Annotated in this window: 20 protein-coding genes; 8 read left to right on the forward strand and 12 right to left on the reverse strand. The window is 64.8% G+C overall.

Annotation, left to right across the window (positions count from 1 at the left end):
- The first annotated feature begins 26 nt into the window (after window positions 1-26).
- The 4 genes from OCQ_RS11585 (at window position 27) to OCQ_RS11600 (ending at window position 4,015) form a co-directional block, all read left to right on the forward strand.
- Window positions 27-1,274, forward strand: a complete 1,248-nt coding sequence (locus OCQ_RS11585; protein ID WP_014384663.1) for an acyl-CoA dehydrogenase family protein — start codon at window positions 27-29, stop codon at window positions 1,272-1,274.
- Window positions 1,271-2,137, forward strand: a complete 867-nt coding sequence (locus OCQ_RS11590) for a hypothetical protein (protein WP_008256507.1) — start codon at window positions 1,271-1,273, stop codon at window positions 2,135-2,137. The genes OCQ_RS11585 and OCQ_RS11590 overlap by 4 nt, the downstream gene beginning before the upstream one ends.
- Before the next feature lie 78 nt (window positions 2,138-2,215).
- Complete coding sequence (locus tag OCQ_RS11595; protein ID WP_008256508.1) at window positions 2,216-3,145, forward strand: TIGR03564 family F420-dependent LLM class oxidoreductase; 930 nt, start codon at window positions 2,216-2,218, stop codon at window positions 3,143-3,145.
- Window positions 3,146-3,223: 78 nt separating this feature from the next.
- Window positions 3,224-4,015: an SDR family oxidoreductase gene (locus OCQ_RS11600; protein ID WP_014384665.1), complete on the forward strand. Its 792-nt coding sequence runs from the start codon at window positions 3,224-3,226 to the stop codon at window positions 4,013-4,015.
- Between the two features lie 73 nt (window positions 4,016-4,088).
- Here OCQ_RS11600 and OCQ_RS11605 read toward each other — a convergent pair whose 3' ends face one another.
- The 6 genes from OCQ_RS11605 to OCQ_RS11630 form a co-directional block, all read right to left on the reverse strand.
- Complete coding sequence (locus OCQ_RS11605; RefSeq protein ID WP_008256513.1) at window positions 4,089-6,992, reverse strand: MMPL/RND family transporter; 2,904 nt, start codon at window positions 6,990-6,992, stop codon at window positions 4,089-4,091.
- The gene (locus OCQ_RS11610; RefSeq protein ID WP_269147570.1) at window positions 6,989-7,423 is read right to left on the reverse strand and encodes an MmpS family transport accessory protein; all 435 of its coding nucleotides are present in this window, start codon (window positions 7,421-7,423) and stop codon (window positions 6,989-6,991) included. The genes OCQ_RS11605 and OCQ_RS11610 overlap by 4 nt, the downstream gene beginning before the upstream one ends.
- Window positions 7,424-7,722: 299 nt before the next feature.
- Window positions 7,723-8,331, reverse strand: coding sequence for a TetR family transcriptional regulator (locus tag OCQ_RS11615; protein WP_008256516.1), 609 nt, complete (start codon window positions 8,329-8,331; stop codon window positions 7,723-7,725).
- Window positions 8,332-8,520: 189 nt separating this feature from the next.
- On the reverse strand, window positions 8,521-9,447 hold the full coding sequence (locus OCQ_RS11620) for an alpha/beta hydrolase (RefSeq protein ID WP_008256517.1): 927 nt from the start codon (window positions 9,445-9,447) through the stop codon (window positions 8,521-8,523).
- Window positions 9,448-9,600: 153 nt separating this feature from the next.
- Complete coding sequence (locus tag OCQ_RS11625; RefSeq protein WP_008256518.1) at window positions 9,601-10,269, reverse strand: enoyl-CoA hydratase-related protein; 669 nt, start codon at window positions 10,267-10,269, stop codon at window positions 9,601-9,603.
- Window positions 10,270-10,303: 34 nt separating this feature from the next.
- Window positions 10,304-10,933, reverse strand: coding sequence for a TetR/AcrR family transcriptional regulator (locus OCQ_RS11630; protein WP_008256519.1), 630 nt, complete (start codon window positions 10,931-10,933; stop codon window positions 10,304-10,306).
- A gap of 136 nt (window positions 10,934-11,069) precedes the next feature.
- On the opposite strand from OCQ_RS11630, the gene OCQ_RS11635 reads away from it, so the two are divergent.
- Together OCQ_RS11635 and OCQ_RS11640 are read left to right on the forward strand one after the other, a co-directional pair.
- A complete protein-coding gene (locus OCQ_RS11635; protein WP_014384667.1) occupies window positions 11,070-12,077 on the forward strand; it encodes a CobW family GTP-binding protein in 1,008 nt (335 codons plus the stop codon).
- Window positions 12,078-12,103: 26 nt separating this feature from the next.
- Window positions 12,104-12,928, forward strand: a complete 825-nt coding sequence (locus tag OCQ_RS11640; protein WP_041785589.1) for an acyl-CoA thioesterase — start codon at window positions 12,104-12,106, stop codon at window positions 12,926-12,928.
- A 1,499-nt stretch (window positions 12,929-14,427) separates the two neighbouring features.
- On the opposite strand, the gene OCQ_RS27340 is transcribed toward OCQ_RS11640, so the two are convergent.
- Window positions 14,428-14,859, reverse strand: a complete 432-nt coding sequence (locus tag OCQ_RS27340; RefSeq protein WP_197538612.1) for a hypothetical protein — start codon at window positions 14,857-14,859, stop codon at window positions 14,428-14,430.
- A gap of 115 nt (window positions 14,860-14,974) precedes the next feature.
- On the opposite strand from OCQ_RS27340, the gene OCQ_RS11650 reads away from it, so the two are divergent.
- Window positions 14,975-15,802 carry a DUF1906 domain-containing protein gene (locus tag OCQ_RS11650; RefSeq protein WP_008256524.1) on the forward strand — a complete coding sequence of 276 codons (828 nt, stop codon included), beginning with the start codon at window positions 14,975-14,977 and terminating at the stop codon, window positions 15,800-15,802.
- Between the two features lie 359 nt (window positions 15,803-16,161).
- Here the strand turns inward: OCQ_RS11650 and OCQ_RS11655 are convergent, their stop codons facing one another.
- Window positions 16,162-16,401: a hypothetical protein gene (locus OCQ_RS11655; protein WP_014382512.1), complete on the reverse strand. Its 240-nt coding sequence runs from the start codon at window positions 16,399-16,401 to the stop codon at window positions 16,162-16,164.
- Window positions 16,402-16,797: 396 nt separating this feature from the next.
- On the opposite strand from OCQ_RS11655, the gene OCQ_RS11660 reads away from it, so the two are divergent.
- Window positions 16,798-17,673, forward strand: a complete 876-nt coding sequence (locus OCQ_RS11660) for a phosphotransferase family protein (RefSeq protein ID WP_014384669.1) — start codon at window positions 16,798-16,800, stop codon at window positions 17,671-17,673.
- A gap of 180 nt (window positions 17,674-17,853) precedes the next feature.
- On the opposite strand, the gene OCQ_RS11665 is transcribed toward OCQ_RS11660, so the two are convergent.
- The 4 genes from OCQ_RS11665 to OCQ_RS26025 form a co-directional block, all read right to left on the reverse strand.
- Window positions 17,854-18,462, reverse strand: a complete 609-nt coding sequence (locus tag OCQ_RS11665; RefSeq protein ID WP_008256546.1) for an LGFP repeat-containing protein — start codon at window positions 18,460-18,462, stop codon at window positions 17,854-17,856.
- 118 nt (window positions 18,463-18,580) lie between these two features.
- On the reverse strand, window positions 18,581-19,270 hold the full coding sequence (locus OCQ_RS11670; RefSeq protein WP_008256548.1) for a type 1 glutamine amidotransferase domain-containing protein: 690 nt from the start codon (window positions 19,268-19,270) through the stop codon (window positions 18,581-18,583).
- Window positions 19,267-20,223 (reverse strand): SAM-dependent methyltransferase, encoded by a 957-nt coding sequence (locus OCQ_RS11675; protein ID WP_036428858.1) that lies wholly within the window; start codon window positions 20,221-20,223, stop codon window positions 19,267-19,269. The genes OCQ_RS11670 and OCQ_RS11675 overlap by 4 nt, the downstream gene beginning before the upstream one ends.
- 145 nt (window positions 20,224-20,368) lie before the next feature.
- On the reverse strand, window positions 20,369-20,797 hold the full coding sequence (locus tag OCQ_RS26025; RefSeq protein ID WP_080588015.1) for a cellulose-binding domain-containing protein: 429 nt from the start codon (window positions 20,795-20,797) through the stop codon (window positions 20,369-20,371).
- Window positions 20,798-20,905 lie beyond the last annotated feature (108 nt).

Below are 20,905 nucleotides of genomic sequence, written 5' to 3' on the forward strand. Positions count from 1 at the left end.
ACGACGGTCGAGTGAGAGGCCAGCCGGTGACTTCCGAGTCGGTCGAGGAATTTCGGCGCCGGGCCAGGGCCTGGCTCGCCGCGAACATGCCGCGACTCGATCCGGCCGAGGCGGTGTCGCTTCAGCGAGATCAGCTGCCGGCCTGGCACCGGGCCCGCGAATTGCAGAAGCTCCTGTGGGAGGGCGGATTCGCCGGCATCTGTTTCCCGCGTGAGTATGGCGGCCTGGGGCTGAGCTACGAATACAAGAAGGCCTTTGACGCCGAGTCGCTCGGCTATGAGACGCCGCTTCTGCTCAACGTCCCGTCCTTCGCCATCTGCTGCGCCACGATCCTCGATATGGGCAGCGAGGAGCAAAAGCAAACCCACATCCCGGCCGCGCTGCGCGGCGACGAGGTACTGGTGCAGCTGCTCTCGGAGCCCAGCGGGGGATCTGACCTGGCGGGCGTCATCACCCGCGCCGAACGCCGCGACGGCCGGTGGATCATCAACGGCGCCAAGACCTGGAGCACCTGGGCATTCGCCGCCGATTACGGGCTGTGCCTGGCCCGCACCAACTGGGACGTGCCCAAGCACGACGGTCTCACGATGTTCCTGGTGCCGCTTCGGCATCCCGGCATCACGATCAACCGCGTTGAACAGGTCAACGGGTCGATCGAGTTCTGCGAAGAGTTCTTCGACGACGTCGACGTGGGGGATGACGCCGTTGTCGGCGAGCCGGGCAAGGGCTGGGAGGTTGCGTCGCGCCAGCTCTACCACGAGCGCCGCAGCATGGGCGACGGTTCGGAGTACACCAGCGGGCCGGGAATCGCTGAGGCCGAAGATGTTTCGGTCGACCTGCTGGCATTGGTCGACAAGACCGACCAGCACGACAGCGAGCGGGTCCGGGAGATGATCGGTCGGGCCCTGGTTCACCGCACGGTCCACGGCCAGCTCAGCGAGCACGTCTTTCATGCCGTCGCCGGCGGCGCCCTGCCGCCAGCCGCGGGATCGATCATCCGGCTATCCATGGCCGCGGTGCACGACGTGGAAACCGACACCGCCCTTGCCGTGTCCGGGACGTCGGCCGTGGTCGCGGACGACGGTGCACTCCTCGACATCGGGACGCGCTATCTGGGCCGGCAGACCGCCAGCATCGGCGGTGGCACCACCGAGATGGCGCGCAACGTGATCGGCGAGCGGGTGCTGAATTTTCCGCGCGAGCGCGCCGATGACCGGGGCGTGCCGTTCAATCAGGTGCGACGCGGCAAAAGCCCGGGAGGAGAACGGAATTGAGCGACCAGCTTCGTGACATCCGAGAGTTGGCGGGGGACACCGACGCCTACCGCGACGAACTGTACCGACGCTGGACGGGCCTGCTGAGCTACCGCTACATCGGCCGCAAACACTCGTCGATGAATCTCGGCGAGACCGACGACACCGTCACCATCCGCCGCGACATGCGCAACGAGGCGGGCGGAATCATGGTGGCGCCGTTGGCCATTTCCTCCCCGGAGGGTTGTCAGACCGACATGGTCGCCGTGCCCAACCCGGTGATCGCGTCGGTACAGATCGTCGACCCCGGCTACGACGTGACGCGGGTGGAGATCGTCGGGTCTGGCATCGTGCACCAGGGCCGCACCATGGGCTACGGGCGCTGCACGATCGTCGACGCCGATAACCCGCAGCGGGTGATCGCGTTCAATGAGGGGCAGGGAGCGATCATCGGCATCCCGCCCGAAGGCCTGGACAGGATGGATGTTTCGGGCACGGAGCTGGTGATCGAGGACTCTCCGGATCTGCCGCCGCTGTGGCGGGCCTTCGGCGCCAGCCGTCGCGGCGACGGCCATTGGGTCCTGCCCGAGCTCAGCACCGAACTCGCGTCACCGGATGCGGCGTTGCACATCGGACCCCAGCACGTCGTTCTCGAGACCGCCGCAATCGATTTGGCCGCCGAGGTCGCGGGAAGCAGAAAGCTGCAGGTCGTGAGCTGGCACGTGATGTTCATGTCGCGCGGCAAGGTGGGTCCATTCCGGGTCGAGGGCACCGCGCATCCTGGCGGGCCCGGGCGCGTCGGCGTGCGCATGCTGCTGCACGACGAAGGCAACGCCGACAAGGCCGTCACCTCCGCTGCCGCGGTCTTCGACGTCGTCGGCTGAGCCGGGCTTGGCGACCTCCGCTCGGGTGCGCCCCGGGGAAGGGCGATAACCTTCCCGAAGGCGACGCGAAGGAGCGTGATGGTCATGCAGATCTCCATGTTCGGGCAACTCAGCGGATCGGGCGGTCAATCGCCGATCGACGCGACGATCGCCAACCTCGCTATGCTGCGCGACGAGGGCTTCACGCGGGTGTGGATGAGCCAATTGCCCTATGAGCCAGACCTTCTCACGATTCTGGCCATCGCGCTGCACGAGGTCGACACGATCGAGGTGGCCAGCGGTGTGGTGCCGATCCAGAATCTGCATCCGATGCTCATGGCGCAGCGTGCCCTCACGCTGAGCCTCGCCTCGGGTGGTCGGTTCACGCTCGGGCTCGGCATGACCCATCAGGCGGTGACCGAAGGGATGTGGGGCATCCCGTGGGACAAGCCGGTGCGCAGGCTGAACGAGTACCTTGACGGGTTGTTGCCCCTGCTGGCCGGTGAACCCGCCGCCGCCGCGGGGGAGATTGTGACCACCCGCGGTGCCCTGATGATCACCGGGGCGCCGAAGCCCGACGTGTACATCGCGGCCCTGGGCCCGCAGCTGCTCAAGGTCGCCGGGCGGCGCACGTCGGGCACCTGCACCTGGATGACCGGCCCCAAGACGCTGGCCGAACATGTCGGCCCGACGCTGCGGCGGGCGGCCGCCGATGCCGGCCGGGAGGACGAGGTGCGTGTCGCCGCGTCGTTGCCCGTCAGCGTCACCGACGATGTCGACGCCGTCCGCAAGCAGGCGGCCGAACAGTTCGCCATCTACGGCGAGTTGCCGTCGTACCGTGCGATGCTCGACCGCGAGGGCTACGCGGGGCCGCAGGATGCCGCCATCATCGGCGACGAGGACACCGTGCGCGGCCGGCTCGACGAGCTGCGCGCCGCGGGCGTCGACGAGTATGTTGCGGCGGCATTCGATCCGTCACCGGAGGGCCGGGCCCGCACTCGGGCGCTGCTGCGCGCCTACGACTCCTGACCCGGCGTTTGGCTATGGCCATACATTGCCTCCGGAACGTATGGTGCAGAGACGAACTCAGAGGACAGGAGAAGCGCAGTGGCAGAACGGTTGGCGGGAAAGGTCGCGCTCATCAGCGGCGGCGCCCGGGGGATGGGTGCATCGCACGTGCGGTCGCTGGTCGCCGAGGGAGCCAGGGTGGTGTTCGGTGACATCCTCGACGACGAGGGCAAGGCGGTGGCGGCCGAGGTCGACCCCCATTTCCAAGCGGTCCGCTACCTGCACCTCGACGTGACCAAGCCGCAGGATTGGGACGCGGCGGTGGCGACCGCCCTGGGCGAGTTCGGCCGCATCGACGTGCTGGTCAACAACGCGGGCATCATCAACATCGGCACGCTGGAGGACTACGCGCTCTCGGAGTGGCAGCGCATTCTCGACATCAACCTGACGGGGGTGTTTCTCGGCATCCGCGCCGTGGTGAAGCCGATGAAGGAAGCGGGCCGGGGATCGATCATCAACATCTCCTCGATCGAAGGCATGGCCGGCACCATCGCCTGCCACGGCTACACCGCAACCAAATTCGCGGTGCGCGGGCTGACGAAGTCGGCCGCACTGGAACTGGGGCCCAGCGGAATCCGGGTGAACTCCATTCACCCCGGGCTCATCAAGACCCCGATGACCGATTGGGTCCCCGACGACATCTTCCAAACGGCGCTGGGCCGGGCCGCCCAACCCGTGGAGGTCTCCAACCTCGTGGTCTATCTGGCCAGCGACGAGTCCAGCTACTCCACCGGCTCGGAGTTCGTCGTCGACGGCGGCACCACCGCCGGACTGGGGCACAAGGACTTCGCCAACGTGGAGACCGACGCGCAGCCGGACTGGGTCACGTAGGAGTCATCTGCCGCGAAAGCGCAACTGCCGACGGGATCCCGAGTGGGACCGTCGGCAGGTGCACTCTCGAGCGTCAGGCGTGCGCGGTTACCGATTCGCGTTCTTTGGCGGCGGGTTTGGGCCACGGCGAGGGGACCGGCCGTTGACGCACGTGCTGTGGCCACCAGAACCACTTGCCCAGTAGCGCCGCAATCGATGGTGTCATCAGCGACCGCACGATCAGGGTGTCGAACAGCAGACCCAGCCCGATGGTGGTCCCCACCTGGCCGATGACCGTCAACTCGCTGACGGCCATCGTCATCATCGTGAAGGCGAACACCAGGCCGGCTGAGGTGACCACCGAGCCGGTGCCGCCCATCGAGCGGATGATGCCGGTGTTCAGGCCGGCGTGGATCTCTTCCTTGAACCGCGCGACCAACAGCAGGTTATAGTCGGCGCCCACGGCCAGCAGGATGATCACCGACATCGCGAGCACCATCCAGTGCAGTTCGATGCCGATGAGGTGCTGCCAGATCAGCACCGACAGTCCGAAGGACGCGCCCAGCGACAGCAAAACCGTTCCCACGATGACCGCCGAGGCCACCACACCGCGCGTGATGAGCAGCATGATGATGAAAATCAGGCACAGCGAAGCGATTCCGGCGATCAACAGGTCGTAGGTGTTGCCGTCGCTGAGGTCCTTGTAGATCGACGCGGTGCCGGCGAGGTAGATCTTGGAGCCCTCCAGCGGCGTGCCCTTGAGCGCCTCGTAGGCGGCCTTCTTGATCGCCCCGATGTGCGAAATGCCTTCCTGCGACATCGGATCGCCGTCATGGCTGATGATGAAGCGCACGGCGTGCCCGTCGGGGGAGATGAAGTTCTTCATGCCTTTCTTGAACTCTTTGTTGTTGAAGGTCTCCGGGGGCAGGTAGAACGAGTCGTCGTTCTTGGAGGCGTCGAACGCCTTACCCATGGCGCTGGAGTTCTTCTGCGCCTCTTTCTGCTGATCCTGCAGGCCCTTCTGGGTCGAATACATGGTCAGCATGGTCGTTTTCATCGCCTTCATGTTTTCGATCATGGAAGGCATCAGCGCCACCATCTGGGGCATCAGGGTGTCCAGGTGGTCCATGACCGGCAGCAGACTTTCGATGTCGTCGGTCATGGTGTCGATGCCGTCGAGGCCGTCGAACACCGAGCGCAGCGACCAGCACGCCGGGATGTCATAGCAGTGCTTTTCCCAGTAGAAGTAGCTGCGCATCGGCCGGAAGAAGTCCTCGAAATCGGCCATGTGGTCGCGTAATTCGTTGATGTCGATGGTCATGTCGTGCATCTTCCTGACCATGACGTGCATGTCGTTGGCCATCTGCACGGTGATGCTGGACATCTTTTCCATGCTGTCGATGGTCGTCTGCATCATGTCGGCCTGGTGCAGCATGTCGGCCATCTGATCTTCTTGGTATTTCTGGCTCATCTGCTGGCTGACGCCCTGCATGCTGATCTGGAAGGGAATCGACGTGTGTTCGATCGGCGTGCCCTGCGGGCGGGTGATCGCCTGCACGCGCCCGATGCCCGGGACCCGGAAGACCGTCTTGGCGATCTTGTCGATCACCAAGAAGTCCGCCGAATTCCGCAGATCGTGGTCGCTTTCGATCATCAGCACCTCGGGGTTCATCCGCGCCTGCGAGAAGTGGCGATCCGCGGCCGCATACCCCTCGTTGGCCGGCAGGTCCGTCGGTAGGTAGTTGCGGTCGTTGTAGTTGGTCCGGTACCCGGGCAGGGTCAGCAAGCCCACCAACGCCACGCCGATGGTGAGGACCAGGATCGGGCCGGGCCAGCGCACAACGAGCGCACCCACCTTGCGCCACCCCCGAATGCGTTGCGTGCGCTTGGGTTCCAGTGTCTTACCGAAGCGGATTACCACGGAGATGACCGCGGGACCCAGCGTCAACGCCGCCGCGACGACGACCACCATGCCGATCGCCAGTGGGATACCCAGCGTCTGGAAGTAGGGCAGGTTGGTGAAGTGCAGGCAGAAGGTGGCGCCGGCGATGGTCAAGCCCGACCCGAGCACCACGTGCGCGGTGCCCTTGTACATCGTGTAGTACGCATCTACTCGGGACTCGCCGATAGAGCGGGCTTCCTGATATCGGCCGATCAAGAAGATCGCGTAGTCGGTGGCGGCCGCGATCCCCAAGGTGACCAACAGGTTGGTGGCGAACGTCGAGAGCCCGATGAGCTGGAAATAGCCTAGGAACGCGACCATTCCGCGCGCGGCCGACAGCTCGAGCACCACCATCACCAGCGTGAGCAGCACCGTGATGACGGAGCGATAGACCAACAGCAGCATCGCGATGATGACGGTGAACGTGGCCGCGGTGATGAGCTGCATGCTGCGGTCGCCGGCCTCGTGCTGGTCCGCCGACAACGCCGCGGGACCGGTGACGTAGGCCTTCACCCCTTTGGGTGGGGTCACACTCTTGACGATGTGTTGGACGGATTCCACCGACTCGTTGGCCAAGGCCTCGCCCTGGTTACCGGCGAGGTAGACCTGGACGTAGGCGGCCTTGCCGTCGTTGCTCTGCGCGCCCGCTCCGGTGAGTGGATCGCTCCACATATCCTGTACGTGTTCAACGTGTTTGGTGTCGGCGTCGAGCTTCTTGACGATGTCGTCGTAGTAGGCGTGCGCGTCCGCGCCCAGCGGATTCTGGCCCTCGAGGACGATCATCACCGAGCTGTTGGACTTGTACTCGTTGAACACCGCGCCCATGCGCTTGGTGGCGACGACCGACTGCGCGTCATCCGGTGCCATCGACACCGAGCGCATCTTGCCGACCTCCTCCAGCTGGGGGACGGAGACGTTGAGCACCGCGATGATCGCGATCCAGCCGAGAATGATCGGTACGGCGAACGTCCGGATGAGCCGGGGGATCTTGTCCCGAACGGGTTCGTCGACAACGGGGATGGTGTCGGTGCGGGCGTCGTTGAACGTTGTGCTCATGCGGATTTCACCATGCAGAAGGTCAGGGCGTGTACGCCGTGGGTGAGGTTCTCGTCCTTGACTTCGTCATCGATGGTGATGCGGCAACCGAGGGAGTTGCCGTCGCTTTGTGCCGAGAGGTTCGGGAACACCGAAGGGGCGGTGGTGCTCAGGACCAGCGTCCACGGCAGTGGCGCGCCGTCGATCCGCTTCGGGTCGGCGGACAGATCCAGGTAGTTCACGTTGGCTTGGGCGGCCGAGCCGAAGACCTCGTATTTGACGACCTTGGGCTTGAACGGCTTGGACTCATCGAGTCGCGGGCTGGTCATGACGCCCGTGTCGTGCGCGCCGAAGAACGACTTGACCCGAACGACGGCAAACCCGCCGACCAGCACCACCGCCACGATCAACAGCGGCAGCCAGGCGTTGCGCACAAGTCTCGATATCTGCACCTGGGTGATCCCTTCCTCATCACGCGGACGTGACGCGGATCAGCGTTTGCGCGACTGGAGGTCGTGGACAGGTGAGTGCCCACAGTCGCACCGATCAACAACGAATTGCGTGGATTGCTTGGTTCGTGCGCGCAAGACCGTCAAACGCGGTGAAAGTCGCCCATCCCCACTGCCGACGTCCCCGGCGGCGACACCCGGCTCACCTTGTTGCTGAAGCCTCCCCGGGTAACGCCACCAGCGCATAGTACATGATGTGCATACCTTGCAGTGTATGCAACATTTGCTGCTGGTGTTTCAGGTCACTTCGTGAAGATGCTGTTCACCAGCGCGGCGGCACGCTCAACATAGGGCATCGGCGTGTCGGCGGTTTCACTCGCCTCCCCGCTCGCCCAGCGTTCCAGGCCCGACCGCACCGCCGTCAGCGCCAGCGCGGAAATCAGCGCGGCCATCTCGTCGTCGGGCTGCATCGCCTGGCGGCGGACGATGATGTCCGTCAACTGGTTCTGGAATCGTTCCAGATCGGCGAGGAACGCCGCCAGGACGGCGGGCGAAGTCTTCGCGAGTTCGAGCATGTGAGCTGCGTGTTCGCGCCGAGGGGGGACGTCGCGCAGGTGGTGTGCCGCCAGGGTGATCAGTTCCGCGAGGACGACCGAGTAGGGGGCGGGTCCGGCGGCGACGAAATCCTCGGCCAGCTCGGCGGGTATGTCAGAGGGGCCGTAGGCGAGTGCGGACTCTTTGTTGGGGAAGTAATTGAAGAACGTGCGGGTCGAGACGCCGGCTTCGGCGCAGATTTCGTCGACCGTGACCTTGTCGAATCCCCGTTCCAGCGTGAGCCGTACGGCGGCGTCGCGGATGTCGGCGCTCGTCTGCCGGCGGCGGCGCTCGCGTAGCCCCAGGGGATTGGCCATGCTCATATAGTTGCACGTTGTGCACAGTTTGCAGTCAAAAGGTGCCATCTGGCGGTGCGGAGGCGAGGCCGCCCGGCACCGTCCAGGGCGAGCGGCGGCGTTCCGCGTTCTCGCCGCCTCGCACCAGCCCTGTTCTTGCGCAACATCATTCGGCCAGCCGCTGTGGTGCAAGAGGTGGGTTCGGGCCGGTCATCCGCTGGGGGTGAGGGCGCCCCGCAAATAGTCGCATTGGCTTTGGAAGAACTTCGCCGAGATCGCCGCCTTGTCGGCGATCTGGTCGAACGCGTGAAACGCGCCCGGAACGATCTCCTCCTGCACCGGGACGCCCGCCTCGCGCAGGCGTCGCGCGTACTCCAGACTCTCGGAGTAAAAGAGGTCCAGCGTTCCCACGCCGATCCAGGCGGGCGGCAAGCCCGACAAATCCTTGCGGCGGGCCGGTGCCGCCTCTTCGGGATCGGCCCCATTGAGGTACCACTGCCAGGCCAATTGGTTATCGGATTCGGTCCACATGATCCGCCTGGGGCCGTCACGCCGGGCGCCGGTGCGATCGTCGAGCATCGGATACACCAGCATTTGGAAAGCGATTTTGACGTCCTGGCGGTCGTGCGCCCGCTGCGCCACCGCGGCGGCGAAATGCCCGCCGGCGCTGGCGCCGCCGACGGCGACTCGATCCGGGTCCACCCATGGCTGGCGCGCCAGCCAGAGCAGGGCCGCATAACAGTCCTCGACCGGTATCGGGTAGGGGTGTTCGGGGGCTAGCCGGTGTTCGACCGCCGCGATCGCGACGCCGGTGAGCTGAGACAGTTGGCGCAGATACTTGTCGTCCTGGGCGGCGTGGCCCATGATGGTGCCGCCGCCGTGGATCCACAGCAGCGCCGGTGCGTGGTCGGCAAGGCCGGCCGGACGGTGCAGGCGGACGCTGACGTGCTCGTTGACCGCGGCCACCGGCACGGTGCGGATGCGGCCGGCGTTGCCCATCAGGTTCATGATGGCGCGCTGCAGCTTCAGACCGCGGTGCAAGGCGTAACCCCGGGGCAGGAATCGAGCCACTTTGCGAAGACCGGGATCCAAGACATGGGGCGACGTGTAGGCGTTATCGGGAAGGCCGTTTGCCATCGGATGCCTCTGTTCCCTCGCGCCGGCAGACATGCTGACCATACAGGACGCAGGTAATGTCCATGCGTGGGAATTTGAACGAGTTTCAGCGGTATTCGCGCCGTCACGTGTCGGCCCGGCTGCGGACGCATTGGCCAAGCGGCACAGCCCGTTTCAGAGCGCCTCGTCGCTGTCGGTCAGTGCGCGCACGACGTGACCGAACATCGTCTGTTTGATCGCTCCGAGCGTGCCCGGGTCCTTGCCTCCGAATGGGCGAATCTGGTCGACGGCCGTGCCGGTGACCGCGTCCGCCGGACAGGCGACGTCGACGAGGCCGAATTGTGCTGCGTCGGGCCCGGTGAACCGACGGCCCGTAGTCATCGAGGCCACCGCGGCGCGAGGAGTGAGTTTGGACTGGATGAGCGCGGCCATGCCCGGGTTGAACGGAATGCGGATGTCGACCTCGGGAAAACAGAAGTACCCGCGATCGTCGCGCATGGCGCGAAAGTCGTGCGCGATCGCCAGCATTGCTCCGGCACCGAACGCGTGACCGACCACGGCGGCGGCGGTGGGAACGGACAGCGTCAGCACGCGCGCGAGCAGCCGGTGCACCCGATTGATGTACCAGGAGCCCCGGTCGGTGTGGGCGCTCAGCCAGTCCAGATCCAGCCCGTTGGAGTAGAACTTTCCGCCGGCGGTGGTGACCAGCCCCAGGGCGCCGTCCGAGATGACCTGATCGAGCGCGGCCTCAACGTCATCCAAAAATGCTGGGGAGAAACGGTTCTCATCGTCGCCCAGCCGGATGATGGCGATCTTGTCGTCGTAATCCAGTTTTACAGCCATGTGTTCCCCTGACTTCTTTCATGGTTCTCATCGGTCAGCCGCGTCGTTGCCGCGGGGCGGGAGGGCCGATCTCCAGCACGGCGCGCACGGCCGCGCGCAGATGCGCTCGCGCTGTGGCGCTTCCGAGGCGGTCTCGCCGAAGCAGCAACGCGGTGGGCAGGTCGACGACGCAGCTGGTTATCGTGTCCACCGCCGCCGCGTCCTTGCGCTCCCACACCGCGACCGCAAGCCGCACCATCAAATCGACGAGAAGTTTGTCGAGGCGTCGCAATTCGTCGGCAATGTCGTCGGGGACATCGTCGGCGAGTACTTCCTCGCGGCGCACACGCAACAACAGCGTCGATGAGCCGGGATATTGCTCAGTGAAAACCACCGGCGCGTCGGCGGCGGCCACCACCGCTTCGATGGGACCGCCCGGGTCGGTACCGGTCGCGGCGTCGTCGACAAGTGCCGTCTGTACCGCCAGGAAACGCCGGCCAGCCCGCAGCCAAGCCTGGCCCATCAGCCCGCCCCGCGATGTGAACGTGTGGTACACAGCGCCGTTGGAGACACCCACGGCCGCGCCGACCGCCCGGATGGTCACCGCGCTCGGGCCCGACCGCGCCACCAGGTCCTCGACGGCGTCGAGTACGGCGTCGGGATCGTGAAGGCGGGGCCGCGGCATGCAACCACCATAACAGAGCGGATGCTCTATTACGCGCCGGGGCGTGAGTATCTCCCTGTGCCGCGGGGCACGATCCGACCGTGATATGGCGCCGGTTAGCATCGGACGTCCGGATGTCGGTGCGGAAGGTAGGGCATTGGCTGCGATACCCGTCATCGCGCTCACCGGTCATCTCGGCGCTGGCAAGACGACGCTGCTCAACCACTTGTTGCGCCATCCCGGCACCCGAATCGGTGTCGTGGTGAATGATTTCGGCGACATCAACATCGACGCTTCTCTGGTGGCCGGTCAGGTCGACGAACCGGCCTCGATCGCCGGCGGATGCATCTGTTGCCTGCCCGATGGCGGTGGGCTCGACGACGCACTCGTCAAACTCGCGGATCCGGCCCGGCGCCTTGATGCCATCGTCGTCGAGGCCAGTGGTCTGGCCGACCCCGTGGCGATCGCGCGGATCATCGGTTTCAGCGAGATACGGGGGGTCCGGCCGGGGGGACTCGTGGATGTCGTCGATGCGGTGAACCATTTCGACACCGTCGACTCCGGGACGCTACCGCCGGTCCGCTATGGTGCGGCGTCGCTGATCGTTGTCAACAAGCTCGACCAAGTGCCTGACTGCGAGAGGTCGGCTGTGGTGCAGCGCGTCACACAGCGTGCGGCGCAACGGAACCCGCACGTTCATGTCGTGGGCACATCGGGTGGCCGGATCGACCCGGAGCTGCTCTTCGACGCGTCTGGCACGTCCGGACAGGTTGGCCAGCTCTCGTTCCTGGACTTGGTGCCCGAGCACGAGCATGACCACGTCCATGCTGATGCGGTCACCGTGGCCGGCGCTGGTTGTATCGACCCCGACGCCCTGGTCGATCTTCTCGAACAGCCGCCTCCGCAGGTGTTCAGGATGAAAGGCATTGTGGCTGTGCGGGAGCGCGCGACCGTGCGCGAATACGTGGTCAACTTGGTGGGTGGCGCCGTCCACATCGCGAAGGCGCCGTCGGGAGCCATGGCCAATTGCCTCGTGGCGATCGGGATGCATCTCGACATCCCCGCCGTACGCGCGCGGCTCGATGACGCGCTGCAGCCTGTGTCGGGGTCGGCGTCGGCACCGGCGTTGCGGCGGCTGCAACGGTACCGGCGACTCAGCGCGTGAGCGAGGATCCGGCAAGATACGTCGTGATGTCATCTTCGCTCGGCGACGTGCTCGCCACCTTGGAGCTCGACCGAGTCGATCAGTGGCTTTTCGTCGGGCGGCAGCTTCCCGCGCCCGCCAACCATATACTCGGTGGGCACATCTCGGCTCAGGCGTTGTTGGCGGCAAGCCACACCGCACCTGGCCGAACGCCGCACAGCGTCCACACGTACTTCCTGCGGCCCGGCGACTCGCGTCTCCCGGTTGATTTCGAGGTCGTAGACCTCCAAGAAGGCCGGACGTTTTCTGCTCGACGGGTCACCGCGCGCCAAGACGGCAAGATTCTGATGGAGGCCATGTCGTCGTTCAAAGTCGCCGATTCCGCTCCCGCGCAGGTCGTCTATCAGCCACCTATGCCGCCGGCTTCCAGCCCGGAATCCCTGCCGTGGGTTGCCCCGCATCTCGCGGAATCCGACGAGAGCGCCCAAGGGCGGTGGGCGAGCCTGCGCTGGTTCGAGCGCCGGATCATCGACACCGAGGCTGCTCCGCCCGCACGCGCGCCGATGTGGTGGCGACCCGACGGGCGAGTTCCCGATGACCCGGTGCTGACCGCCAGCCTGGTGGCGTACCTGTCGGCGGTGACGTTGACCGAACCGGCATATGCCGCACGCGGCGGTGTCGGGGCATCGGCGCAGCGCGACCATTCGGTGTGGTTCCACGGCCCGGCGGCGTTGTCGGATTGGCTTCTCTACGACCGGTCCTCGCCGAGTAGCGCCGGTTCGCTGGCACTGGCGAGTGGGACGATGTTCAACCGCACCGGCGAACTGGTGTGCACGGTGAAACAGGAGATGTATTTTCCGACGCACAATTGATGGGACAGTCACAGTGCACGTGCCGATGGTTGACTATCGCAACGCGTGACATCGCACCGTCTCAATATGGCTGCGCCGCAAGGCAATTCCGTCACAGTGACGTAATTAGGCCATAGGGTTTTCCACGGTGGGGAAGGGGATACGGTGGTCGGGTGCGGTCTGTAGCGCGACCCGGTGCCCTTCCGCGCCATGTCCCTGCACTGTCTCGTGGTGATCGGAGTCTCGTGGAGCTTTCTGCGCCCGACGAAGGAGTCGTAAGCCGAGCCGGCCACGATGTGATCGCAGTAGCGCTTATCGCTTTGCATAATCGTCACCGTGACGAATCGGGCGGGTCGGGGATTCCCACCCACCTCGCGGGGGCCCGGAAGCCGCTGCGTAAAAGTGCGAGGTGGTGATTGCGAGGCCGCCGGATTGGGTAGTCGGTTTACACTCACGCCCAGCTAAAGTCTGGACGCCTGCGATGGGAGGGCTCGATGAGTGTGTTCGTTCGTCGCGTCGTGTGCACCGTGGCGGTGGCATTAGGACCAATGGCCTACGTGGCGGCGGTATCGTCCGGCGTGGCCTCCGCCCAGCCCCCGGATTGCGGTGCCGGCAACTGGTGGAACCCGGGCGCCAATGCGTGCCAGCCGGTGGCACCGCCGCCCCCTGATTGCGGTCCTGGCAATTGGTGGAATCCCGGGGCCAATGCGTGCCAGCCAACGGCACCCCCTGATTGCGGTCCGGGCAACTGGTGGAACCCGGGGGCCAATGCGTGCCAGCCGGTGGCGCCCCCGCCGCCGGAGTAGCGCCTCCCGCTGACGTACGTACCCTTGCCGAGCGCGGCGAGGTGGGATCGGGGCCGTAGCGCGCCCCCGCCCAGCATCGGACCCGCATTGGCCGCACATTGGTGCGGGCCTTATGTGCCGCCGCTGCAACGCAATTCGTCACTGTGACGTAATGATGGCGGTAAAGGCCGGTCAGGCGAGCGAGGCCGAGGATCACTCAATGGGCTAGCGCGCGATGTCGTCCGGAAGCGCTCGATCAGACCATCACAAGAGTTGGTTCGTCGCGCGACTGGGCCCGTACCCACGCGACAGATTTGCCAACTGAGCGTTCTGGGCTTGCTGCCATGGAAGGCAGTGGACACGGGTTACGGGACTCGTTGTAGCCCCGCTAGCCGCTTTGCGCCGGTGAGCATTATGCCGATAAGCGACATTATGTCGGGTAATCGGGAGAAGGCTCCACTCTCGGACGTTGCCATCAGTATCGGTGTCCTGCGGCATGAGTTGGGCATGACATTGACACCGTCAGACTTGGAGTTGATCCGCTGCTCTCCCGTTAATGGGTGCGGACAACTCAAACCCTGAGCAGTACCACGCCCTTCGAGCCGAGCAAGGCTATCGTTGCGGCATTTGCGGTATCAGTGAGGCGGACGTTGATCTCACAGGGTTGGCGGCCGTCCGCGCGCTGATGGTCTGCTCAAGGTTCCGTTCGCCGTAGAGGCGCGAAGCTGCGTCGGGCTAACCCGCCAAAAGGAGATCATCATGCCCGTCGGCCGCGTCTTTGTCGACCGGGTCGTGCGCGGCGATTGCGGTCGTCATATCAGCCCCCGGGACGCCGATAGGCGTTAATGGACGGTCGAAGCTTCGGCTTTCTCGTATATCCGAAGATACGAGCGCGAGATCACGATTGCGGTAACGGTCCTTAGCGACCACAGCACAGTCGTGCTCCTGCACTGCGCGGCGAGCAGGGTGACCCGCGGTGAAGTTGCCATCGTGACTAAAGACCCTCCCTGCTGCGGCGCGGGACGGATATGCACCAATCCAATATGGATGTTTACCGGCCGATGCTTCGGCTATGCCCACCATCACTTCCGGCAACACCAACGCGCCGACCATGCGCATCGCCGAGCGCGCAGCGCGGGCGATCGTCGGTAGGTCGTTCTCCCGCATGTCCTTTCGCGGTTATAGCCGAACGATCACCGCTTGGTATCTATTTGGGCATGCAACCGCGTTTCGACTGGCGCAGCACTATCGGTAACAACAGTCACATGTTTAACCTTGCGCCGTGCGCAATTTGCCCTCTGCCGCCACCGATGTGCCATTGCGCACTGTCTCCCGGCGCGACGCGCTGCGCTACGCCGCCACGTTGGCCGGTCTGGGTGCCGCATCGGTAGCTTGCGGCATGCCGACAGCGACTGCCGCCGCTCCCCCTCAGCTGATCGACTTTGCCGCACACCAGATTCCGGCGCAGCAGATCCGGGCTGCCGGCTATAGCGGGGTGGTCAACTACGTCTCGTTGTCACGTCCCGGCTCCTCGTTCGGCGCCAAGCCCATCACTCGGTCCTACGCCGACTCACTGACAGCCGCGGGTTTGGTGATTGTCAGTAACTACCAATACGGCAAGCCGGGCGGGTCGACACCGTCAGACTTCACGCGGGGCTACGCGGGCGGCGTCGCGGATGCGCGCACCGCCTGGCGTTTGCACACCGCGGCAGGCGGCGGCCAGAGTGCGCCGATTTTCTTCACCATCGACGAGGACATCAACCGCAACACCTGGATTCACACCGCGCTGCCGTGGTTTCGCGGAATCAACTCAGTTCTTGGGGTTCAGCGCACCGGGGTCTACGGAGGTGTCAGGGTCTGCCAGTGGGCCGCGGCCGATGGCGTTATCGGGTCTTCGAGCACACCTGGCCGCCGGTGGGCCTGGCAAACTCGAGCCTGGTCCGGTGATCAGGTCCACCCCGCCGCTGTTCTCTACCAGCGCGTCGTGAGCACCGCGTCCAATCCCGGGCCGAAGGTCGGCGGATTCGAAGTGGACGTCAACGACGTCCTGGCCCCCGACTGCGGCCAGTGGAACCTCCATGCGGGTCGTCCAAGCGGCGACGTGCGATAAGGTGTTGCCGCCACTTCCGGCAATACCAACGCGCCGCTCATGCTCGTCGCAGAGCACGCAGCGCGAGCGTCCATGGAATAAGTCGGTTAAGCGCCGACATCAAAGATGTTGCGGTGCAATCTGACCCAGGGCTGGCGTGGGCTTATGCGCCAGACGGCAGAACTACGCCGGGTTCATCTGATGAATCAGGCCCGCTGGAGGCCGTGCTCACCGAGGAGGATCTGAGGCAACCAGCTCGCGAATCTAATCCCGTGTGCACACTGCACCACCAGCTTTTGCATGGTGGAATGTGCCCATATGCAACCGCTGAAAAGCGCCTCACCCTGTGTGCGGGTTGACTGATCAGTGAGCTCCGGTCGCTAACTCATCGTCAAGGCCGTGCCCACGGCGACGCTGATCACCACCATGAGGGACACCCAAATCACCGTAATCGACACGCCCACGATCTCTTCTTCCGTGAGGCGCCAACGCGGTTCGTCGACAAGAGCGGTTTCCCTTAGGGGCGCAACCGCGTTGATTGCTGCGACCGCCAAGAGAAGATCGTTCGCGTCGTCCGCATCCTTCTCGATTGCCTCAAGCGCGGCGATTGCGGTCGTCATATGAACCCCCAGGATTGCGGTCGCCAACAGGCGTTATCTCGTATACCCACGGTAAGAGTGCGAGATCAAGATTGCGGCAACGCTCCTTAACGGTCGCAGCACAACCTCCCCGCTCCAGGAACAATGGACCATGCGCAACGCCCGTCCCCTCGAAATCGCGCTCGGCATTGCGCTGGCCACTCGGCGATTCTGAAGGCATGACATCGGGACTGGCGCCTGAATACGACGGATTCGAATATGCAGTGTTACCGGTAATCCGGACGGTTCCGCTATCGCACGTCGCGATTAGCCTTGGTGGCCTGAGGCAAGCTTTGGCTATGACATCGACTCCCTCTGGTGTGGAATTAATCCGCCTGAGGTGATCGACGGCTCGGCCCGTTCGACAGGATAAGGCGGATGCCGCCGTACGGATTCGACATTGATGATGAGTTGCACGATCAGTTGCGTGCTCCAGTTCCACCGGGCGTACTGGCATGGGTTGAGCGCCAGACAAAATGTCAGGTCATTGCGCAGCGGCCGTTGGAAGGCGGCCAGTCCGCGGCGATTCACCGTCTTGTTCTCGATAACCGAAGCGCTGTGATCCTGCAGCGATTCGTCTTGGACTGGATCCGCGACGAGCCGTGGGCTCCTGCGAACGAGGTACTGATCTTAGGTCTTTTGGCCGACACATCGGTTCCAGCGCCGAAGGTGATTGCCGCCGACCCGCACGGACAGGACACCGGTGTGCCCACCGTATTGATGACCGCACTGCCAGGCGCCGTCGTGTGGGACCCACCAGAGCTAGACCCATGGCTGGACGCCGTCATCGACGTCATGATGACGATTCATGCCATACCGGCGCCGCAACAGTTACGCCGGTGGGAGCCTTACCCGCCGGAGAACGCCCCACCGACGTGGACCCGCTACCGGTGGGCATGGGAACGCGCCGTCACCACGTACCATGACGTGCGCCCAAGCAGCGACCGTGTGTTCTTACACCGCGATTTTCATCCCGGCAACATCTTGTGGCAGCAAGGCAAAATATCCGGACTTGTCGACTGGGTCTCGTCGTGCGCCGGACCCGTCCAGGAGGATATCGCCCACTTCCGCGTGAACCTGGCCATGCACCACGGACAAGCCGTCGCAGATCGCTTCCTGCGGCACTGGATGCACGCCAGCGGCCAGTTTGAATACCACCCCACCTGGGATCTACTAACTGCGGTGTCCATGGGCGGCGACGAACCCAACCACCAACTCGACGAATTCATCGCAGCCGCCGCCAACCGCCTCTGACCGCGTTTCCTGATCAACGCCTCCCGCCGACGCGATCACCGCCACAACGCAATGTCGGGGAAGCGGGAAACAGATCACCCATCCACAGGAATTGACAATTCCTCAGCAGGGGGTGTTTCAGATCAACATTCGTCTGTTGGCGCCAGACGACGACCCGTGACTGGGAGTTGGGGCCGCGGGCTACAGCCCGGATGGTACGACGTTGCCGTTTACCGTCACTTCGACCTGGCCGGTCTTCGGGTTGTACTCGATTTTGCCGTGCTCGAAGTTCGATACAAGCAGATCGCCAACGGTGTTCACGTCGCTGGTCGGAAAGCCCAGCGGTCCCGCCGACCCGTTATTGCCGGTGATCGCGGGCGCGCCGTTCGGGTCGCGCGGAACATTCCATGCCTCCCGGATCTTGCCCGTGGTGATAAACGCGGGTGTACCGACCGCGTCGTTCCTGGCGGTGATCACGCCGCCCTGGAACTGCTGAAATACCAAGCCGCTCTCCCGTTTTCCCGCGTTGCGGTCACCCGTCAGCGGTTTGCCGAGGGCCTGCTTCTGATCCTGGGTTGCCGACGAGTACTTGGCGGCGATCGGGCCGGTCAGGATCACCTCGACGTTGCCCTCACCGATGAGCTTCACCTCCGCGGGCGGCGCTGGAGTCTTAGACGTGGTGGTGGCGTTCACCCCTGCGTGAGGCGGTGCCGACGCGTCGACGCTCTTGCCATTGCCGCAGCCCACAGCAATCAGTGCGACGGCGGCCAGGCCGGCGACTGCCGCGTGGCGGTATGCGATCGTTCTCATGAGCTTCCTCTCGCGTCTTCCTGAGGCAGGCGGTCGCGGTCGTCGTGGCTCCGAACGAACTTACCCGCGGTCATCGACGGCGAGCCAGGGCACCTAACGGAGGATCACCGCAGCTTTGTCAGCTGCCCAGCACCGAGACGATCTTCTTGGCGGTAGCCTTGGCCGATCCCGGATTCTGGCCTGTGACCAGCCGCCCATCGACAACGACGTGCGAGGCGAAGGGAATCAGACCCTTAACGTAGCGGGCGCCGCGCTTCTTGATTTCCGCTTCGGCGTTATAAGGCACCAGCTTGTTGACCCGGGCCAGGACCTCCTCCGACCAGGCGAACCCGGTGAGCTTGCGCCCGGCAACCAAGAGCGATCCGTCCGACAGCTTGGTGTTGAGCAGGCCGCAGTAGCCGTGGCAGACCGAGGACACGACTCCCCCGTGCTCGAAGATCTCGCGCGTGATGCGTTGCAGGCCTTCGCTATCCGGGAAGTCATACATGACCGCGTGGCCGCCGGTGAAGTAAATCGCGTCATAGGCCGTCGAGTCGATCTCATCGGGTGCGGCGGTGCGGGCCAGCAGCGCCATCTTCGTATCGTCGGCCTTCCAGGCCTTGGCGCTCTTGCCGAAACTGGGGAACTTCAACGAGCGCGGCTCCAGCGGTGAAGCGCCGCCTTTCGGGCTGACGATCGTCTGTTCGTAACCCGCTTCGGCGAAGACGTCATAGGCGTGCGTCAACTCGGAGAGCCACAGCCCGGTCGGCTCGGCGGGGTCGTCGTAATGGGCGACGTTGGAGACGACGTTGAGGATGCGCTTGGTCATCCTCCCAGGATTCCACTTATAGCCCGCCCTGTGCCCAGCGTCGACGTGTAGTAGGTGACACCGTTCATCGTTTGTCGATTGTCGTCGGTCTGTGGGATCGGCCCCAACTCGTGGTCCGCGAGCAGTCGACCCATTGGAGTTGCGACCGATGTCCAGCCGCGCGCGTCGAGGTACGCGCCGACGTCGTGGCGCTCGCCCTCGAACTCGATCACGGTGAAGTCGGGTTCAAAGCCGTGCCGGCGCCACTTGGCGGTCGCCGCCTGCATGCGTTCGTGGGCCGCGTCGGGGTCCATGTCGGCCGTATTCGGGACGGCCTCGGTGCCGAGTCGACTTCCTGGCGCGCTGAGCGCGGTGACGGTGTCGAGCAGCTGGTCCTGGGCCCCGGGTGCCAGGTAGCCAAACAGCCCCTCGGCGATCCACGCCGAAGCTCTGTTGGGCTCGAAGCCCGCCGCGTTCAGCGCCGTCGGCCAATCCTGGCGCAGGTCGGTCGCGACGGGGCGCACGTCGGCTTTGGGTTCGGCGCCAAGACTGGTCAGCGTCGTTGTCTTGAACTCGATGACGGCCGGTTGATCGATCTCGAACACCGTCATCCCTCCGGGCCACCCCAACCGATACGCGCGGGTATCCAGGCCCGAGGCGAGGATGACGGCCTGGCGGATGCCAGCCGCGGCGGCATCCGCAAAGAATTCGTCGAAGTACCGTGTGCGCGCCGCGATCGACGCGGGCATCTGTGCCAGGCCCCACGGGCTGCCCTCCACGTCGACATCCGACGCGGACAGCTCACCGGTAGCCCAGCGGGTCAGAAAGGTCACGCCGACCGCGCGGACCAACGGCTCGGCGAAGGGATCGTTGATGTCACCATTGGCGGTCGCTATGGCCCGCGCCGCGGCCGCCATCGTCGCCGTGGTTCCTACGCTGGTGGCGGGATCCCACGATCCCTTCGTTGGTGGCATTCTCTACCTCCGAAGTTTTTGGCTACGTAGTGCGTTGCGCTGCGCTCGGAGGCAACGAACTCGCCGCTGCACGGCAAGAAGCGCATCGGCGCCCGGCTTGGGCCGGTGGGCCCCGGAGCGGCACAGGCTCAGTGCACCGTCGGCGCTAAGTGCAAGGATATTGCCCGTTGAGCACGCAATTCACCGGTGGTGAGTAGGTACCGCTCAGCACGCCCCTGAAACCACCTGTGGCCGAACTACCGGGCGCAATGACGCGATTCCAATTCGCGGGAGTGAGCACATGGTGCGTGCCAGTCTGCGTGACGGTGCTGTTCCACGCGTGCAAGACGGATTCGCCCGCCGGCAAGTCGAATTCGAGTTTCCAATCGTTCAGCGGCGCCATGCTCGAGTTGGTGACGGTGAAGTGGGCGATGAAACCGCTCTGCCACGAATGGGACACCGATAACGTTGCCGTGGCAGCGGCCGCGTGAGCTGCCGGCGTGATGGCGAGTCCGAGTATGACAACCATCAAGGCCGCCACGGCCGCGTGAAGCGCTGTGCGCCAGCGCTTCACGCAATTGTCCACTCCCGCCATACCAGCAACACTAAAGCCGCAGAGGCGACATCGGGCCTCGCATCGCGGGTAAGCCGCAGTACCTTTGCCCAACCGAAACCGTCATGAAATCTAGCCTTGATCCGTCCC

It is taken from the genome of Mycobacterium paraintracellulare, assembly GCF_000276825.1.
GTDB classification, from domain to species: Bacteria; Actinomycetota; Actinomycetes; order Mycobacteriales; family Mycobacteriaceae; genus Mycobacterium; species Mycobacterium intracellulare.

Coding starts and splice junctions, on each gene's coding strand:
- OCQ_RS11625 (WP_008256518.1), bottom strand. CDS start 10,269: ATGGCTGTAAAACTGGATTACGACGACAAGATCGCCATCATCCGGCTG.
- OCQ_RS11675 (WP_036428858.1), bottom strand. CDS start 20,223: ATGCCACCAACGAAGGGATCGTGGGATCCCGCCACCAGCGTAGGAACC.
- OCQ_RS26025 (WP_080588015.1), bottom strand. CDS start 20,797: ATGGCGGGAGTGGACAATTGCGTGAAGCGCTGGCGCACAGCGCTTCAC.
- OCQ_RS11670 (WP_008256548.1), bottom strand. CDS start 19,270: ATGACCAAGCGCATCCTCAACGTCGTCTCCAACGTCGCCCATTACGAC.
- OCQ_RS11655 (WP_014382512.1), bottom strand. CDS start 16,401: ATGACGACCGCAATCGCCGCGCTTGAGGCAATCGAGAAGGATGCGGAC.
- OCQ_RS11595 (WP_008256508.1), top strand. CDS start 2,216: ATGGTCATGCAGATCTCCATGTTCGGGCAACTCAGCGGATCGGGCGGT.
- OCQ_RS11660 (WP_014384669.1), top strand. CDS start 16,798: ATGCCGCCGTACGGATTCGACATTGATGATGAGTTGCACGATCAGTTG.
- OCQ_RS11630 (WP_008256519.1), bottom strand. CDS start 10,933: ATGCCGCGGCCCCGCCTTCACGATCCCGACGCCGTACTCGACGCCGTC.
- OCQ_RS11665 (WP_008256546.1), bottom strand. CDS start 18,462: ATGAGAACGATCGCATACCGCCACGCGGCAGTCGCCGGCCTGGCCGCC.
- OCQ_RS11640 (WP_041785589.1), top strand. CDS start 12,104: ATGTCATCTTCGCTCGGCGACGTGCTCGCCACCTTGGAGCTCGACCGA.
- OCQ_RS11620 (WP_008256517.1), bottom strand. CDS start 9,447: ATGGCAAACGGCCTTCCCGATAACGCCTACACGTCGCCCCATGTCTTG.
- OCQ_RS27340 (WP_197538612.1), bottom strand. CDS start 14,859: ATGCGGGAGAACGACCTACCGACGATCGCCCGCGCTGCGCGCTCGGCG.
- OCQ_RS11615 (WP_008256516.1), bottom strand. CDS start 8,331: ATGGCCAATCCCCTGGGGCTACGCGAGCGCCGCCGCCGGCAGACGAGC.
- OCQ_RS11605 (WP_008256513.1), bottom strand. CDS start 6,992: ATGAGCACAACGTTCAACGACGCCCGCACCGACACCATCCCCGTTGTC.